The sequence below is a fragment of the Streptomyces sp. NBC_00568 genome (assembly GCF_026341855.1).
GTDB lineage: Bacteria > Actinomycetota > Actinomycetes > Streptomycetales > Streptomycetaceae > Streptomyces.
In genome coordinates this window covers 1886192-1902641 of the sequence record NZ_JAPENW010000001.1, presented here as the reverse complement: position 1 = coordinate 1902641, position 16450 = coordinate 1886192, and the positions used below count along the sequence as shown (strand labels likewise).

Annotated in this window: 15 protein-coding genes; 8 read left to right on the top strand and 7 right to left on the bottom strand. The window is 69.8% G+C overall.

Going from position 1 to position 16450, the window contains the following annotated elements:
• Nucleotides 1–102 precede the first annotated feature (102 nt).
• The 3 genes from OOK38_RS08085 (at nt 103) to OOK38_RS08075 (ending at nt 4109) form a co-directional block, all read left to right on the top strand.
• On the top strand, nt 103–1428 hold the full coding sequence (locus tag OOK38_RS08085; RefSeq protein WP_266762277.1) for a PhoH family protein: 1326 nt from the start codon (nt 103–105) through the stop codon (nt 1426–1428).
• A gap of 409 nt (nt 1429–1837) precedes the next feature.
• The gene (locus OOK38_RS08080) at nt 1838–2560 is read left to right on the top strand and encodes a transglycosylase SLT domain-containing protein (RefSeq protein WP_266762279.1); all 723 of its coding nucleotides are present in this window, start codon (nt 1838–1840) and stop codon (nt 2558–2560) included.
• A gap of 136 nt (nt 2561–2696) precedes the next feature.
• Nucleotides 2697–4109 carry an AI-2E family transporter gene (locus tag OOK38_RS08075; RefSeq protein ID WP_266762280.1) on the top strand — a complete coding sequence of 471 codons (1413 nt, stop codon included), beginning with the start codon at nt 2697–2699 and terminating at the stop codon, nt 4107–4109.
• A 169-nt stretch (nt 4110–4278) separates the two neighbouring features.
• Here the strand turns inward: OOK38_RS08075 and OOK38_RS08070 are convergent, their stop codons facing one another.
• Complete coding sequence (locus OOK38_RS08070; RefSeq protein WP_266762281.1) at nt 4279–4812, bottom strand: alkyl hydroperoxide reductase; 534 nt, start codon at nt 4810–4812, stop codon at nt 4279–4281.
• A gap of 6 nt (nt 4813–4818) precedes the next feature.
• Nucleotides 4819–5373: a peroxiredoxin gene (locus OOK38_RS08065; RefSeq protein ID WP_266762282.1), complete on the bottom strand. Its 555-nt coding sequence runs from the start codon at nt 5371–5373 to the stop codon at nt 4819–4821.
• A gap of 312 nt (nt 5374–5685) precedes the next feature.
• On the opposite strand from OOK38_RS08065, the gene OOK38_RS08060 reads away from it, so the two are divergent.
• The 4 genes from OOK38_RS08060 to OOK38_RS08045 all read left to right on the top strand — a co-directional run bounded on the left by OOK38_RS08060 (nt 5686) and on the right by OOK38_RS08045 (nt 8743).
• Nucleotides 5686–6594 carry a LysR substrate-binding domain-containing protein gene (locus OOK38_RS08060; protein ID WP_266849315.1) on the top strand — a complete coding sequence of 303 codons (909 nt, stop codon included), beginning with the start codon at nt 5686–5688 and terminating at the stop codon, nt 6592–6594.
• A gap of 277 nt (nt 6595–6871) precedes the next feature.
• A complete protein-coding gene (locus OOK38_RS08055; protein WP_266762284.1) occupies nt 6872–7834 on the top strand; it encodes a MarR family transcriptional regulator in 963 nt (320 codons plus the stop codon).
• 53 nt (nt 7835–7887) lie between these two features.
• Nucleotides 7888–8310: a roadblock/LC7 domain-containing protein gene (locus tag OOK38_RS08050; protein ID WP_266848270.1), complete on the top strand. Its 423-nt coding sequence runs from the start codon at nt 7888–7890 to the stop codon at nt 8308–8310.
• A 4-nt stretch (nt 8311–8314) separates the two neighbouring features.
• Nucleotides 8315–8743: a hypothetical protein gene (locus tag OOK38_RS08045; protein ID WP_266762287.1), complete on the top strand. Its 429-nt coding sequence runs from the start codon at nt 8315–8317 to the stop codon at nt 8741–8743.
• A gap of 66 nt (nt 8744–8809) precedes the next feature.
• On the opposite strand, the gene OOK38_RS08040 is transcribed toward OOK38_RS08045, so the two are convergent.
• The 5 genes from OOK38_RS08040 to OOK38_RS08020 form a co-directional block, all read right to left on the bottom strand.
• The gene (locus OOK38_RS08040; RefSeq protein WP_266848268.1) at nt 8810–11143 is read right to left on the bottom strand and encodes an ABC transporter permease; all 2334 of its coding nucleotides are present in this window, start codon (nt 11141–11143) and stop codon (nt 8810–8812) included.
• On the bottom strand, nt 11140–11838 hold the full coding sequence (locus OOK38_RS08035; RefSeq protein WP_266762291.1) for an ABC transporter ATP-binding protein: 699 nt from the start codon (nt 11836–11838) through the stop codon (nt 11140–11142). The genes OOK38_RS08040 and OOK38_RS08035 overlap by 4 nt, the downstream gene beginning before the upstream one ends.
• On the bottom strand, nt 11835–12362 hold the full coding sequence (locus OOK38_RS08030; RefSeq protein WP_266762293.1) for a PadR family transcriptional regulator: 528 nt from the start codon (nt 12360–12362) through the stop codon (nt 11835–11837). The genes OOK38_RS08035 and OOK38_RS08030 overlap by 4 nt, the downstream gene beginning before the upstream one ends.
• A gap of 219 nt (nt 12363–12581) precedes the next feature.
• Nucleotides 12582–12839, bottom strand: coding sequence for a hypothetical protein (locus OOK38_RS08025; protein WP_266762295.1), 258 nt, complete (start codon nt 12837–12839; stop codon nt 12582–12584).
• Nucleotides 12836–13810, bottom strand: a complete 975-nt coding sequence (locus OOK38_RS08020) for an SPFH domain-containing protein (RefSeq protein ID WP_266848266.1) — start codon at nt 13808–13810, stop codon at nt 12836–12838. The genes OOK38_RS08025 and OOK38_RS08020 overlap by 4 nt, the downstream gene beginning before the upstream one ends.
• 248 nt (nt 13811–14058) lie before the next feature.
• Between OOK38_RS08020 and OOK38_RS08015 the strand changes: the two genes are divergently transcribed.
• Nucleotides 14059–16383 (top strand): transglycosylase domain-containing protein, encoded by a 2325-nt coding sequence (locus tag OOK38_RS08015; protein ID WP_266762298.1) that lies wholly within the window; start codon nt 14059–14061, stop codon nt 16381–16383.
• The last annotated feature ends 67 nt before the right edge of the window (nt 16384–16450 follow it).

The window sequence follows — 16450 nt, the reverse complement described above, 5'->3', positions numbered from 1 at the left end:
GACGAAGCGGAGGGCCGGTTTTCGGCCCGCGCATCGGTGCCCGAGACCGGTCCAGATCTCCTTCGTCGCTCCCCGACCTCATCCGAGGGGGTACGTCCTTCCGTGGTGACCAGCACAAAGCGCCATAAGACAGACCGGCGCACCTATGTTCTCGACACCAGCGTCCTGCTGGCCGACCCCAATGCCCTGAGCCGCTTCGACGAGCATGAAGTGGTGCTCCCGATCGTCGTGGTCACGGAGCTGGAGGCCAAGCGGCACCATCCCGAACTCGGCTACTTCGCCCGGCAGGCACTGCGCCTGCTCGACGAGTTCCGGGTCCGGCACGGCCGCCTCGACTCCCCGATTCCCGTCGGGGACCTCGGCGGGACGGTACGCGTCGAGCTCAATCACTCGGACCCCAGCGTCCTGCCCAGCGGGTATCGCCTGGGGGACAACGACTCCCGCATCCTCGCGGTCGCCCGCAACCTGCAGGCCGAGGGGTACGACGTCACCGTCGTCTCGAAGGACCTGCCGCTCAGGATCAAGGCGTCCTCCGTGGGTCTCCTCGCCGAGGAGTACCGCGCGGAGCTCGCCATCACGGGCTCTTCCGGGTGGACCGGAATGTCCGAACTGACCCTGCCCGGCGAGCAGGTGGACCTCCTCTTCGAGGAGGGACACGCGTACGTCCCGGAAGCGGCCGACCTGCCCGTGCACACGGGCCTGACGATCCAGTCGGAGCGCGGCAAGGCCCTCGGCCGTGTCACCTCCGAGGGAAACGTCCGGCTCGTACGCGGGGACCGTGAGGCGTTCGGCATCAAGGGCCGCAGCGCCGAGCAGCGCATCGCGCTCGATCTGCTGCTCGACCCGGACATCGGGATCGTGTCGATGGGCGGCCGGGCCGGCACCGGCAAGTCCGCGCTCGCGCTCTGCGCGGGCCTGGAGGCCGTCCTCGAACGCCGCCAGCACCAGAAGGTGATGGTCTTCCGGCCGCTGTACGCGGTGGGCGGGCAGGAACTCGGCTATCTGCCCGGTTCCGAGTCCGAGAAGATGAGCCCCTGGGCGCAGGCGGTCTTCGACACGCTCTCCGCGGTCACCAGCCGCGAGGTCATCGAGGAGGTCACCGCCCGCGGCATGCTGGAGGTTCTGCCACTCACGCACATCCGTGGCCGCTCGCTCCACGACGCGTTCGTGATCGTGGACGAGGCCCAGTCCCTGGAGCGGAATGTCCTGCTGACGGTTCTGTCCCGGATCGGCGCCAATTCGCGGGTCGTTCTGACCCACGATGTGGCGCAAAGGGACAATCTGCGCGTCGGGCGGTACGACGGAGTGGTCGCCGTCGTGGAGAAGTTGAAGGGCCATCCGCTCTTCGCGCACGTCACGCTGAATCGTTCGGAGAGGTCCCAGATTGCGGCACTCGTGACCGAAATGCTGGAGGACGGGCAGATCTGATCCCCACTGTCCCCACCTGGTCAAAGGGTGGTGGATACACGCTGGTTGGCGCCGTCCGGCAAAGGCGAAGAGCCTAGCCGGGCGGCGTCTTGCTGCGCCCAGGTTTCCGGGAAACGACTGGGGCAAACGAGGTGTGAGCTTTCACACGCGACGCGGAATTGCCTTGCGGCGTCGGGATACGGCTAGAGTCTCACTCCTGTCAGGCCCCGCATACGACACAGTTGTACCCCCAGCGGTATGGCAACACCGGAACCTCAGAACTCCATAGAGCCGTCGTATGCCGCCCGCGCACCACGCGGCGCTCCCCGAGCGGGAGTTGCCCACCGGGCCCGTGTCTCCCGTGACCCCGCAGTTGGGAGGCCAGCGCCGAGGGGCACGATTGCGTCCGCGAGGGTCACCTAAGCGGGCGATGCTGGAAGGAAACCGTGTGAGCCGGATTTCGGTCCGGGGATTCGCAGTGGCTTCGGCCACCGCGGTCACCGCTGTCGGAAGCGTCGTCGGAGTTGCCTCGGGCAGCACCGCCCAGCCCTCGAACGACGCCGAGGCGACGGCAAGCGACTCGACCCTCCTCGCAGACATACCTGCGGGCCAGCAGGCCCAGGTGCAGACCGCGTCCCTGACGCAGCAGGCCGATGCCCAGGCCATCGCCGCGGACGCCAGCGCCAAGAAGGACGCGGAGGAAGCCGCCCGCAAGCAGGCGGCCGACAACGCCGTCGCGAAGCAGAAGGCTGCCGAGGCGAAGGCCGAGAAGGAAGCCCAGGCGCGCAAGGAGGCTGCCGCGGAAGCGGCCAGCCGCTCGGCGACGCGTGACGCCTCCAGCTTCTCCGTCCAGTCCTCGTACACCGTCGCCCAGATCCAGGCGATGGCGCGCCAGATGGTCCCGAGCGGTCAGTTCCAGTGCTTCAGCAACATCGTGAATCACGAGTCGAGCTGGAACTACAAGGCGGTCAACGCCTCCTCGGGTGCCTACGGTCTCTTCCAGGCCCTGCCCGGCTCCAAGATGTCGTCCGTCGGCTCCGACTGGCAGACGAACCCGGCCACGCAGATCAAGTGGGGCCTCAACTACATGGACAGCCGGTACGGCAGCCCGTGTGACGCCTGGTCGTTCTGGCAGGCCAACCACTGGTACTGAGTGCCACGCCGTACGCCGGCCGCTCAACCTTCCGAAGCCCCTCCCCGTCCTAGGGGGAGGGGCTTCGGCCATGTACGGTCGGACCCGACGACTCCAGGGGGGAGTGGTGGGGAGCAACGGGGGAAAAGGACGCATCATGTCGCGAGTACCAGGGTGGCTCGGCCGGCTCGGCGCCGGACTCACCGAGCTGGGGGAGCGGTTGGACGAACGCCGCGCCGAGGTCGAGCTGGAGTCACAGGGCTCCCTCGACGACGAGGGCGTTCCCGAGGGGCGTACACCCCTCGACGCCTCCGGCGCCCCGGAGGCTCCCGAGCCCCCGCAGGGCCCGGTGACGGACGCGGAGCCGTCAGCGCTCCCGGTCCAGCGCCCCTCCGAGGAGACGGCCACGACCGCCGCGTACGTGCTGACGCCCCAGCGCCCCGACCCCGCGCTCGCCGTGCCGTGGGGGGTGCGTGTCGCCGCCGAGGCCGCCTGGCGGCTGCTCATCCTCGCGGGCACCGTCTGGGTGGCGATGCGGGTCATCAGCGCCGTGCAGCTGGTGGTGCTGGCCTTCGTGAGCGCGCTGCTCATCACCGCGCTGCTCCAGCCGACGGTGGCCCGGCTGACGCGTTACGGGGTGCCGCGCGGGCTCGCCACCGCGCTCACCGCGATCCTCGGCTTCGTCATCATGGGGCTGGTCGGCTGGTTCGTGGTCTGGCAGGTCCAGGAGAACATCGACAACCTCTCCGGTCAGATCCAGGACGGCATCGACGAGCTGCGCAAGTGGCTCCTCAAGGGCCCGTTCCATGTGACGGACAAGCAGATCAACGAGATCGCGAAGAACCTCCGCGAGGCGATCGGCGCCAACACGGATCAGATCACCTCGGCGGGCCTGCAGGGCGTGACGGTGATCGTCGAGGCCCTCACCGGCATCCTGCTGACGATGTTCTCGACCCTCTTCCTGCTCTACGACGGCAAGCGGATCTGGGAGTGGTCGCTCAAGCTCGTCCCGGCCGCCGCCCGGACCGGGGTCGCGGGCGCGGGTCCGCGCGCGTGGCGCACGCTCACGGCGTACGTCCGCGGCACGGTGATAGTCGCTCTGATCGACGCGATCTTCATCGGCCTGGGCATCTACTTCCTCGACGTCCCCATGGCCGTGCCCCTCGCCGTCTTCATCTTCCTCGGCGCGTTCATCCCGCTGGTGGGCGCGGTGATCTCCGGCGCGCTCGCCGTGGTGGTCGCGCTGGTGACGCAGGGCGTCTTCACCGCGGTCATGACCCTCGCCGTGGTCCTCGCCGTCCAGCAGATCGAGGGCCACATCCTCCAGCCGTTCATCCTGGGCCGCGCGGTCCGTGTCCACCCTCTCGCGGTGGTCCTCTCGGTCGCCGCGGGCGGCATGATCGCCGGCATCGGCGGAGCGGTCGTCGCGGTCCCGCTGGTCGCGGTGACCAACACGGTGGTCGTGTACCTGCGTTCGTACGCCCATGAAGCGGGCCTGCGCCACGCCCCGGAGCCGCGGGGCGCCACCGCCCTGGACGCGTTCCCGGCCGACCGGCGCCTGACGCCGTAGCGGCTTCGCCCCCGTTCACGCGGTCGCCGTGCGCTGTCGAGGGGTGCGGCCGACCGCGCGGGCCCCTGACCGGCCCGGCGGACGACAACGCTCAGGGCCCCGCCCACCACACAGGTGAACGGGGCCCTGAAAGCTCGAGCAGGCCCGGACTGCCCGGGTTGCGCGAGGACTACTCGGCGAGAACGGCCTCGGCGTCCAGCGTGGCGGCGACCGCCTGGAGGACGGCCGCGATCTTGAACGCCTCCTGGATCGTCTCCCGGTCGACGCCCGCCTTGCGGAGCACCTGCTCGTGGGAGTCGAGGCACTGCCCGCAGCCGTTGACGGCGGAGACGGCGAGCGACCACAGCTCGAAGTCGACCTTCTCCACGCCCGGGTTGCCGATGACGTTCATCCGCAGACCGGCGCGCAGCGTCCCGTACTCCGGGTCGGAGAGCAGGTGCCGCGTGCGGTAGAAGACGTTGTTCATCGCCATGATCGCGGCGGCCGACTTGGCGGCCGTGTACGCCTCGGGCGACAACTGGGCCTTCGCCTCGGGCTCCAGCTCACGCAGCACGCGCGGCGAACGCGACGCGATCGCGCAGGCCAGCACGGTGCCCCACAGCTGCTGCTGCGGGAGATCGCTGTTGCCGATCACCGAACCGAGGTTCAGGCGAAGGTCCTTGGCGTAGTCCGGTATGGCGGACTTCAGTTCGTCGAGGGCCATGGAAGGTCACTCACCGGCCAGCAGCGCGACCGGGTCGAGGGTGTTCTCGCCCTTGGTCCAGTTGCACGGGCAGAGCTCGTCCGTCTGGAGAGCGTCCAGGACCCGCAGGACCTCCTTGGGGTTACGGCCGACGGAGCCGGCGGTCACCATGGAGAACTGGATCTCGTTGTTCTGGTCGACGATGAAGACGGCGCGCTTGGCGAAGCCGTCCTCGCCCTCGATGCCGAGGTCACGCATGAGCTCGTGCTTCGAGTCGGCCATCATCGGGAAGGGCAGGTCCCGCAGGTCCTCGTGGTCCTTGCGCCAGGCGTGGTGCACGAACTCGGAGTCGCCGGAGAAGCCGAGGACCTGGGCGTCACGGTCGGCGAACTCATCGTTCAGCTTGCCGAAGGCGGCGATCTCGGTGGGGCACACGAAGGTGAAGTCCTTGGGCCACGCGAAGACGATCTTCCACTTGCCCTCGTAGGTCTTGTGGTCGATCTGCTGGAACTCCTGGCCCTTTTCGAGCGAGACACAAGCGGTCAGGTCGAACTGGGGGAACTTGTCACCGACGGTGAGCACACGATCTCCTTGCAGCGAGGAATCGCCCCTTTTGAGGGCTTTTCCCTTGGGTTGGACGAAATTGATGTTGACACAGGCAGCATTGATTCGGGAAATAGCTACACTCGGTCGTGTTGATCGGGTGGGACTATCAGTCACCTTCGGTGATATCGACTCGAAGTGAGAGGAACAGCCATGGCGAGCCCCATCGGCGGCACCGGCGGCGCGGGCGCGTCGGCCTCCCCCCTCGGCAGGGTGGGACCCGGCAGGGCGGGGGCCGGCGGCAGGGCGGGCGGCAAGGGGAACGGGCGACGTCAGCCCAGCCTCGCGCAGTTGCGCGCCTTCGCCGCCGTGGCCGAGCATCTGCACTTCCGTGACGCGGCCGCCGCGATCGGCATGAGCCAGCCCGCGCTGTCCGGCGCGGTCTCCGCCCTGGAGGAGATCCTCGGGGTGACCCTGCTGGAGCGTACGACCCGCAAGGTGCTCCTGTCGCCTGCCGGTGAGCGTCTCGCCGTACGCACGAAGGCGGTGCTGAGCGAGGTCGGCGCGCTGATGGAAGAGGCGGAGGCCGTGCGCGCGCCGTTCACCGGGGCCCTGCGCCTCGGTGTCATCCCCACGGTCGCCCCGTACCTCCTGCCCACCGTCCTGCGGCTCGTCCACGACCGCTACCCCGACCTCGACCTCCAGGTGCACGAGGAGCAGACGGCCAGCCTGCTGGAGGGCCTCACGGTCGGGCGGCTCGACCTGCTGCTGCTCGCGGTGCCCCTCGGCATGCCCGGTGTCACCGAACTCCCGCTGTTCGACGAGGACTTCGTGCTGGTGACCCCGCTCGACCACTGGCTCGGCGGCCGGGAGGGCATTCCGCGCGAGGCGCTGCGCGAACTCCGTCTCCTGCTGCTCGACGAGGGCCACTGCCTGCGCGACCAGGCCCTGGACATCTGCCGTGAGGCCGGCCGCGCGGACGCCCCCGTCACGACCACCGCCGCGGGCCTGTCGACCCTTGTCCAGCTGGTCGCCGGCGGTCTCGGCGTGACACTGCTGCCGCGCACCGCCGTCAAGGTGGAGACGACCCGCAGCAATCAGCTCCTCACCGGATACTTCGCGGATCCGGCGCCCACCCGGCGGATCGCGCTCGCCATGCGGGCGGGTGCCGCGCGGGGCCCGGAGTACCAGGAACTGGCGGAGGCGCTGCGCGAGGCACTGCGCCCCCTGCCTGTACGGGTGCTGGGCCCGGAAGCCTGAACCACCGCGCAGAGTCGGTCATTCGAACGACTGATGAAGCACCTCGGCAGGCGGGAAATCTCAACTTCCGTCAGGTAACGCGACTCTCGCTGGGATATGCGCCCCGGCTGATACACATACCCCCTCAGAGTGAAACGTCAGGCGTCAGTGCGAAGCGCCGGAAGTTCCAAGGGGAGTGATGTCGGGCATTCGGGATTCCCTTGGCAGGGTCGGATACGACCTGCTGTCGCGCGCGCTGAGCGAATGCCAGGGCACTCGGGCGACGGGGAAACTGCGGGTGTCCGGAAGACCCGGAGGAGTCTTCCATCTCCGGGACGGCTGTGTCGTCGCCGTCGAAAGTCCGGGCGCACCCGGACCCGAGGCGCGGCTGCTGCGCTCCGGCCGTGTCAGCGGCGAGCAGTGGGCCGCACTGCTCCGGGAGTCCGGAGGCACCCGGTGGCCGGAGGCCGGGCTCGTCGCGCACGGCTACGCGGGGGCCGCGCAGCTCCGGGTCGTCTGCATGATGGCGATGCAGGACGCGGCGTTCGCCGTCGTGGCCGGTGATGTGGAGGCCTGCGACCCCCTGGACGCCGCCTTCGAGCCGTACGCGCCGGTCGCCTTCGGCGAGGCGCCGGGACGGTTGCTGCAGGACGCGGCGAGGAAGCTGGCGGCGGTCGCCGCCCTGCCGCAGCCCGTACGGCCGGACCGCGAACGCCCTGTTCCCGCCGCCGTTCCGGACGAGATACGCGATCAACTGCCCGCTCCGCACAAGGAGTTACTGGCCCACGCGGACGGCCGGCGGACCGCCCGTGACATCGCCTTCGCGACCGGCCTCGGCGCCTACACCGTGACGGTGGGGATGGCCCGCATGCTCGGCGAGGGTCTGCTGGAGCTGCCGGGCGAGCCCGAGTCCGCCGCCCCGGTCACCGTGCGGATCCCACCGACGGGAGCGCTCCGGCAGCGACCGGCCGCCGCACCCGCGATGGATCCCATGGTGTTCTCCGCCCTGGCCTCCGCGGTGGCCGACGGAGAGAGTCCGGCACCGGAGCCCCGGCCGCTCCCCGGCCCGCTTCCCGTTCCCGGGGCGACCGCTTCGTCCCTGCCCCGCCGCGAGCCCGGCGTGAACGCACCGTCCCTGCCCCGCCGTGAGCCCGGCGCGAGCGGAATCACCGAAACTCTCGCCCCCGAAAGGGCCGGGGCGAGCTGGAAAGGGTTCTTCCGTCTCCGGCACCGCATCTGGACCCCGGATTCCGGTGCCTGAGACCGCATGCCTGCCATCGATCGAATGCACCCCGTTATCAGGGAGTTGATTACATGAATCACGAGGCACTGGCCAGGGAAATGAGAGGCCTCCGAGAACAGGTCCCCGGAATCACCGATACGGCGGTGGCCGCCGCCGACGGAATGCTGATCGCGGCGGACACCGCCGACATCATCGACCCGGAGAGCCTCGCCGCGATCGCCGCCGCGGGCCTCGGCATCGCGCGCCGCGCGACCGCCGTGACAGGCCGGGGCACGTTCCGCCAGACCGTGACCTACGGCAGCCAGGGCCTCGCGGCCTTCTACGCGGTCGGGGACACCGCGCTGATGATCGTCCTGGGCGACGAGGGCATCGACCTCGAACGGCTCCACGAGCGGACCCGGCCGGCCCTCGGCCGCATCGAATCGATCCTCACGGGCACCGACCCCGACCCGCTCGTCGGAGCCATGACCGAAACCGCGACCGAAGGGGTATGACGACATGGCCAGCAAGCGAATGACGCCGGGGTTCTCCGACCAGATCATGGGTCTGGTCAAGTCACTGCGCACCGACGCGCCGGACTGCCTCGCCTCCGGAGCCGTCGACATGTCGACCGGAATGCTGCTCTCGTACGAGACCGTCGACAACCATCCGCCGGAGGTCCTGGACCTGCTCGCGGGCGCGACCCTCGACCTGTTCCAGGGGCGCACGGTCCAGATGATCGAGGACGTCTTCAAAGAACGTCGCGGCATCGAGTCGGACCAGCACTTCTTCCAGGAGATCCTGGTCAACAGCGACAACCTCACCCATCTGTTCGTGCGGATGAACGAGCAGCAGGACGTGGTCGCCGTGGTCGTCTGCCGCAAGGCGGTCAACGTGGGCATGCTCTTCGCCCAAGTCCGGCGCGTGGTACGGGAGTACAGCATCTGAACGCGAACCGGTGGCCCTCCCCGGGCGGGGAGGGCCACCGGCGACGGCGCACGACGCGTACGGGTCCTACTCCGTACGCAGCCCGTCCGGCCGCATCAGACGGATCAGCGGCGGCAGGCTGAGCAGGGTCACCAGGAGCACGACTCCCGCACCGATGCCGGTCATCGACAGCACGCTCGCCCAGTCCACGCTCACCGCGGTGTCCGTCATCCTCAGCAGGACCGCGCCGAGGGTGAGCCCCACGATCGACGCGAGGAGGAGCCCCAGGGCGATCGGGATCGCGGTCTGCCACAGCACCGACATGCTCAGCGTGCGGCGCCGGGTACCGAAGGCGACCAGGGCCGACAGCAGCTTCTTGCGCTCGCGCAGCTGCTCCAGCTGGGAGACCAGCAGGCTCGCGCCGATCAGCACGAGAACACAGGCCGCGCCGACGAAGAGCCCGGTACGGATGGACGTGAACTTCCCGGACTGGGTCGTCGCCGACCAGGTGGCGGCGTCGGCCAGCGGATCGACGCGCGCCGCGCTGTTGCGGACGAGTTCACGGACGTCCGGCACCGACTCGTCGAGCTGGAGATAGACCGTCGCGCTCACGGTGGACGCGGCCTTCCCGGGCAGCGCGCCGGTCGTGAAGAGGAAGCCGCCGCGTTCGTCGCCCGACGGGTCCTCGCGGGAGCCCGCCCGCTTGATGTCTTTCGGTACCGTCCAGGGGATCTCCTCGCCCTTGACGGAGGAGCCGTAGGACGGGTCGAGGTAGAGCCTGGTGCCGGCCTTGCTCAGTGCCGCGGTGGCGGTGTCCCACTTGGAGTCCGGCACCGCGAAGACGTCGCCGTCCTCGCAGGAGGGCAGCCGGGCCGCCTCCCGCAGGGCCGCGCAGTCGCCGACCGTCACGGTCGACTGGCGCTCGGGTTCGTCGCGCCCGTCGCCCAGGCTGGTCCGCCCGAGGGCCGTCGTGTGCGTGACCCCCCTGGTCCCGGACAGCTCCCGGACGGCCTTGTCCGTCGGCACCTTGTCCGGCACGTTCATGGACATCTGGGCCCGCGTGAGGTCGTTCTTGTTGACCTTGGTGTAGTCGCCGTCGACCCCGGCGAACAGCATCTGCAGGGCTATCGCACCGGCCACCGCCACCGCGATGCCGTTGACCATGCGGGCCGCCGTGCCGCTGCTCAGCTGAAGCCTGCGGACCGCCAGTTGCCAGGCGACGCCACCGGAGTTCAGCCGGGCGACGACCGCCTCGACGACCCAGGGCAGCAGCGCCGTGATGCCGACGAGCAGCAGGATGACGCCGCCGACGACGAGGTACTCGTTGAAGTCCCCGTTGGTCCGCCCCTGCCCGATCATCGGGTAGAGCATCGCGAGGCCGCCCAGCGGCAGCAGCAGCCGCCACCACAGCCGGCGCCGCGAGGGGCGCGCGGTCCGCACCACTCCGAGCGGCTCGATGACGACGCCGCGCAGCGCGAAGAGGGTCACCGCGACCGCGGCGGCGGGGACCGCGAGGGCCACCAGTGCCACCAGGGCGGGCGTCGGATTGAGGTCGCCCGGGAAGACACTGACCCTGAAGAGCATGATCATGCCCGCGAGCTGACGTCCGATCAGGAAGAACCCGGCGCCGAGGACCAGTCCGACCAGGGCTCCGGCCAGCGCCTCGCCGGCCGCGATCCGCCGGGCCATCCGCCCGTCCGCGCCGACCAGCCGCAGCGCCGCCAGCCGGCGGTCGCGCCGCTCGCCACCGAACCGTACGGCCGCGGCGATGAAGACGCCGACCGGCATCAGCAGCACCACGAAGACGATCAGCACCAGCAGCAGCAGGACGGGGTCCATCGCCTCGGACTGCCCGGTGGAGCCGAAGGCGTCGATGCGCTCGAGGCGGCCGGTGGTCGTTTCGGTCGCGTTCAGGTCGTCGGCGCCCGCGTAGTAGGCGAGTTCGTGCGGACCGACGAGCCCGCTGTCGGCGATCGTGCCGCTGACGCGATAGACGAGCCGCTCACGCAGGAGCTTGGCCTCGGGGGACTTCAGGAGCCGGTCCAGAGCCGGTGAGACGACCATGTCGCCGACCGCCGGGAAGGCGGACACGCCCGGCGGCAACGGCGCCCGGGGCCCCTCGGGCTGGAGCACCCGGCCGCGTACGTCCTCGTCGTGGAAGGTGGTGTCCGAGGTCGCGACGAGCAGCGTGCGGTCGGACTTCTTCTTGACCGTCGAGCTGTACGTCATGTCGCTGCGGCCGCGCTCCCGGTCGTGCCGGGAGGCCAGCGCGCTCGGGAGCGCCGTGGTGAGCAGCAGCAGCGCCACCCCGAGTCCGACCCCGACGGCCGTCAGCAGGACCCGCACCCAGGCCTCACGGCCCCCGGTCACCGCGAACCTGGCGCCCATGCCGAGGTCGCGGGACCACTGGCGCGCACTCATACGATCCGCTCCATGTCCCGGGACCTGCCGTCCCGCACGACGATCTCGCGGTCCGAGTACGCGGCCACCCGCGCCTCGTGCGTGACGAGGACGACGGCGGCGTTCGTCGAGCGGGCCGCGTCGGTCAGCAGCTGCATCACGCGCTCCCCGTTGAGGGAGTCGAGCGCGCCGGTCGGCTCGTCGGCGAACAGCACCCGCGGGTCGGTGACCAGTGAACGGGCGACCGCCACGCGCTGTCCCTGACCGCCGGAGACCTCACCGGGCCGCTTGCCCTTGAGGTCGTCGACCTCCAGCTTCTCCATCCAGGACAGCGCGACGCGCTCGGCGTCCTTGCGGCCCCTGCCGTTCAGCCGCAGCGGCAGCGCGACGTTCTCCACGCAGGTCAGCTCAGGTACGAGCTGGCCGAACTGGAAGACGAACCCGAACTCGGAGCGGCGCAGCGCACTGCGCTGGGCGTCGTTCATCGTCGCCATCTCGCGGCCGTTGTACGTGATCGAGCCGGAGTCGGGTGTGACGATTCCGGCGAGGCAGTGCAGCAGGGTGGACTTGCCGGAGCCGGAGGGACCCATCACGGCGACGACCTCGCCGGGGTGGATGGAGAACTCGGCGCCGTCCAGCGCGGTGGTCGGGCCGTACGCCTTGCGCAGTTCCGACGCGGTGAGCAGGGAGCCCTCCGGAGGGGTCGTCGAGGTCATCGGACCGTCACCGCCTCGGCGAGCTTGTCGAGGCGCGCGGCGGTCAGTTCCAGCCATCGCAGATCGGCCTCCAGGTGGAAGAGGGCGTGGTCGCAGATCAGCTGGTCGGCCAGGTCGCCCTTGCGCTTGCGTTCGGTCAGCATCCGCATCAGGCGCAGATGCTCCGAACGCTGGGTGTCGAGGAGCTCGCTCGCGTCGCGGTGCGTCAGCAGGGCGAGGACGATCTTCGTGTACAGGGTCGACTGGAGGTACGGCTCGGGCTTCTCCGGCGTCGCGAGCCAGCGCTCCACGTCGGTGATCCCGGCTTCGGTGATCGCGTACCGCTTGCGCTCGGGCCCGTCGCCCGCCTCGATCCCGTCGACCTCGACGAGCCCGTTCTTGAGCAGCCGCGACATCGTCGAGTAGACCTGGCCGTAGTGCAGCGGCCGGTCGTGACCGAACTTCTCGTCGAAGGCCCGCTTCAGGTCGTAACCGTGGCGCGGCCCGGACTCCAGGAGCCCTAGGAGGGTGTGACCGATGGACATGCGGAGCACTCTACACAGCGCGTATACATGGTGTGTATACGCGCCGCGTATAGGTCATGACGGAGGGGGACAGGAGGGGAGTCGGAGGGGGAGATCCGGCTGGTCACGGCCGTTTGTCACGGTTCTGAACCAGCCGTCCCGCCGACCGGGACGGGCGCGAGGCGCGAGGCCGCGCGCACCCGGGGCCGGGCGGGGCGGAGGTGCGCGAGAGGGCGCGCCCTAGGCCTCCGGGCCCTCCGGCTCCGCGGCGGCCGGCGGCCGCCCGCGGCGGGGGATCGGGCCCGTCCCGCCGGGCAGCCGGCCGGCCTCGGCGAGCGCGCGGCGCAGCAGGAACTCGATCTGCGCGTTGGCCGACCGCAGTTCGTCGCCCGCCCAGCGGGCCAGGGCCTCGTACACCAGCGGATCGAGCCGCAGCAGCACCTGCTTGCGCTGCTGCTGCGGCCGACGCGGCGGTGTCCCCTCCGTAGGAGCCGTCACTGGTAGAGGGACCCCGTGTTCAGAACGGGCTGGGCGGCGCGGTCCCCGCACAGCACGACCATCAGATTCGACACCATCGCCGCCTTCCGCTCGGAGTCCAGCTCCACGATGTCGCGCTCGGTGATCCGGGCGATCGCCGCCTCGACCATGCCGACCGCGCCGTCCACGATCTGCCGCCGCGCCGCGACGACCGCTCCGGCCTGCTGGCGCTGGAGCATCGCGGAGGCGATCTCGGGAGCGTACGCGAGATGCGTGAAGCGCGACTCGATGATCCGCACGCCGGCCGTCTCCACGCGCGCGTGCAGTTCGACGGCGAGCTTCTCGGTGATCTCCTCGGCGTTGCCGCGCAGCGACAGGCCGTCCTCGTCATGAGCGTCGTACGGGTACTCGATGGCGATGTGGCGCACGGCCGCCTCGGTCTGGGTGGCGACGAACTCCAGGAAGTTGTCCACCTCGAAGGACGCCTGCGCGGTGTCCCGGACGTTCCACACCACGACGGCGGCGAGCTCGATCGGGTTGCCGTAGGCGTCGTTGACCTTGAGGACGGCGGTCTCGTGGTTGCGCACGCGCGTCGAGATCCTGGTCCGGGACGTCAGGGGGTTGACCCAGCGCAGCCCGTCCTGCCGGATGGTGCCCCGGTAGCGCCCGAAGAGCTGGACCACCCGGGCCTCGCCGGGCGCGACGGTGTTCAGCCCGCACATCGCGAAGAACGCGGCGATGCCGACCAGGACGCCGGTGGTGATCAGCGCGGCCTGGGCGCCGCCGGTGTGGACCACCGCGCCGCCGACGGCGCACAGCGCGGCGCCGAGGAGCAGTCCGAGAAGGCCGAGGAGGAGTGCGAGCCCCCCGCCGATGCTGTGCGCGGCGAACTCCCGGACGCGGGGCGCCGGCATCTCGGGCCCGTCGCCCGCTGTCCCGGCGGCGGATGCGCCCGGGGCGGGTGAGGAGTCGTGGGAAGTGTGTGACGACATGGTCGGTCCCCCGTTTCGTACGGCATAGCTTCTGTCTATCTAAGTGATATCACTTTACCCGGCACGCAACCTTCCACCCCTCCCGCTCGTCGGTTTCTTCGGGGCCTGTGCGTAAGGCGTGCTGATTGTCACGTCCGGAAAAGACCGGATCGGCTGCCCTTTGTCATAGCGCGCGGTGTTAGCTTTCTGAGCTGACCTGAGCGACGAACTTGTGTGCCACACGAGAGTGAAGCGGAGCGGATCGACCCATGGGACGAGCTGAAGAGAGACGAGCGCGGCAGGCGCAGGGCCGCCGCGCGGCGCCCCAGAGCTCGTCGGGGCATCAGTCGGCGGCCCCCGGGGCCACCGGCGCGAAGGCGGGCGGCAAGCCCAAGCGCACCGGCATACGCAGGTTCGTGAACTGGAAGTCGGTCCTCGGGACCTTCCTCGGCGTCTGCCTGCTCGGCATGGGCGCGTTCATCGTGCTGTACATGGTCGTGTCCGTGCCCGAGGGCAACGCGGCCGCGAAGCGGCAGAGCAACATCTACAAGTACAGCAACGGCGACCTCCTCGGGCGCACCGGCAAGGTCAACCGAGAGATAGTCGACCTGTCCAAGGTGCCCCAGGGCGTCCAGAAGACCTTCGTCGCCGCCGAGAACAAGTCGTTCTACAAGGACTCGGGCGTCGACCTCAAGGGCACCGCCCGAGGTCTGATCAACACCCTCTCCGGCAAGGGCAAGCAGGGTGGTTCGACGATCACCCAGCAGTACGTCAAGAACTACTACCTCAGCCAGGACCAGACCGTCACGCGCAAGCTGAAGGAACTGGTCATCTCGTTGAAGGTGGACCGCAAGAAGTCCAAGGACGACATCCTCGCGGGCTACATCAACACCAGCTACTACGGCCGCAACGCGTACGGCATCCAGGCGGCGGCGCAGGCCTACTACCAAGTCGACGCCGGCAAGCTCAAGGTCGAGCAGGGCGCCTACCTCGCCTCGCTGCTCCAGGCTCCGAGCCAGTACGACTGGGCGGTCGCCTCGAAGACCGGCAAGAGGCTGGTCGAGGCCCGCTGGAACTACACCCTCGACAACATGGTCGAGCAGGGCTGGCTCGACTCGGGCAAGCGCGCGGGCATGAAGTTCCCGGTCCCCAAGGACCCGAAGGGCGCCCCCGGCATGGAGGGCCAGACCGGCTATCTGGTGTTCCAGGCCGAGGCCGAGCTGGCCAAGCAGCTCGTCGCCCAGGGCACCGCGGCCGACCTGGACGACGCCCACGCTCTCATCGACGCGGGCGGCTGGACCATCACGCTCAACATCGACAAGAAGAAGCAGACCCTGCTGGAGAAGACGGTCAAGCAGCAGCTCACCAGCAAGCTGGACCCGAAGAAGCGCAAGGTCGACGCCAACATCCAGGCCGGTGCCGTGTCGGTCGACCCCAAGACCGGCAAGGTCCTCGCGATGTACGGCGGCAAGGACTACTTCAAGCACTACCTCAACAACGCGACGCGCCGGGACTACCAGGCCGCCTCGACGTTCAAGCCGCTGATCCTCGCGGCCGCCCTCGCCGAGGAGGCCAAGACGCGCTCCGGCCGGCCGATCGCCGCGAACACGATCTACGACGGCACCAGCCGCCGCCCCGTCGTGGGCAGCAGCATCGCCTTCGCGCCGCCGAACGAGGACGAGCACAACTACGGCCCCGTCACCGTGCAGACCGCGATGAACAAGTCCATCAACTCCGTCTTCGCGCAGATGGGCGTCGACGTCGGCATGGACGAGGTGCTGAAGGTCGCCGGCGAGCTCGGCATGAACACCAAGGGACTCCAGGCGGTGCCCGCGCAGACCCTCGGCTCCATGGGCGCCAGCCCGCTGGAGATGGCGGGCGTCTACGCCACGCTCGACAACCACGGCAAGAAGGTCACCCCGGCGATCGTCGCCTCGGCCGTGCACAAGGACCGTACGGTCCAGATGCCGGACCCGACCGGCGAGCGGGTCATCAGCGAGGAGGCCGCCGACACGGTGACCTCGGTGCTGACCGGCGTGGTCGACGACGGTACGGCCCGGGTCTCGGTGCGGAACAACCCGAACCGTAACGGCCAGCAGGTCGCCGGCAAGACCGGTACGTCCGACAACAACAAGTCGGCCTGGTTCACCGGCTACACGCCGAACCTGGTCACCTCGGTCCTGCTGTTCGGTGAGGACGCGAAGAACCACAATCAGGTCTCCATGAAGGGCGCCACGGGCCTCTACGCGGAGGGCGGCCGTGTCAACGGCGGTGGCTATCCGGCACAGATCTGGGCGGCGTACACCTTCCAGGCCATGGGCGGCAAGGTCACCGAGTTCGACCTGAACACCACGTCGGGCGCGGCGGTGGAACCGACCGACCTCCCCACCGTCACCGAGTCGCCGTCCAGCACGCCGTCCTCGACGCCCACCACCGAGGAACCGTCGTCGGAGCCGCCCACCAGCAGCAGCCCGCCGACCCCCACGGACGAGCCCACGACGACCGAACCGACGACGACGAGCCCGTCCACACCGACGGGAACGCCCACCGACGGCATCCCCGACAATCCGTTCGACCGGGACAACAGCCAGTAGCGCGTGAGCACGCAGGAGGGGGCACCCGGAACTCCGGGTGCCCCCTCCTCGCGTCCTCGGACCTTCG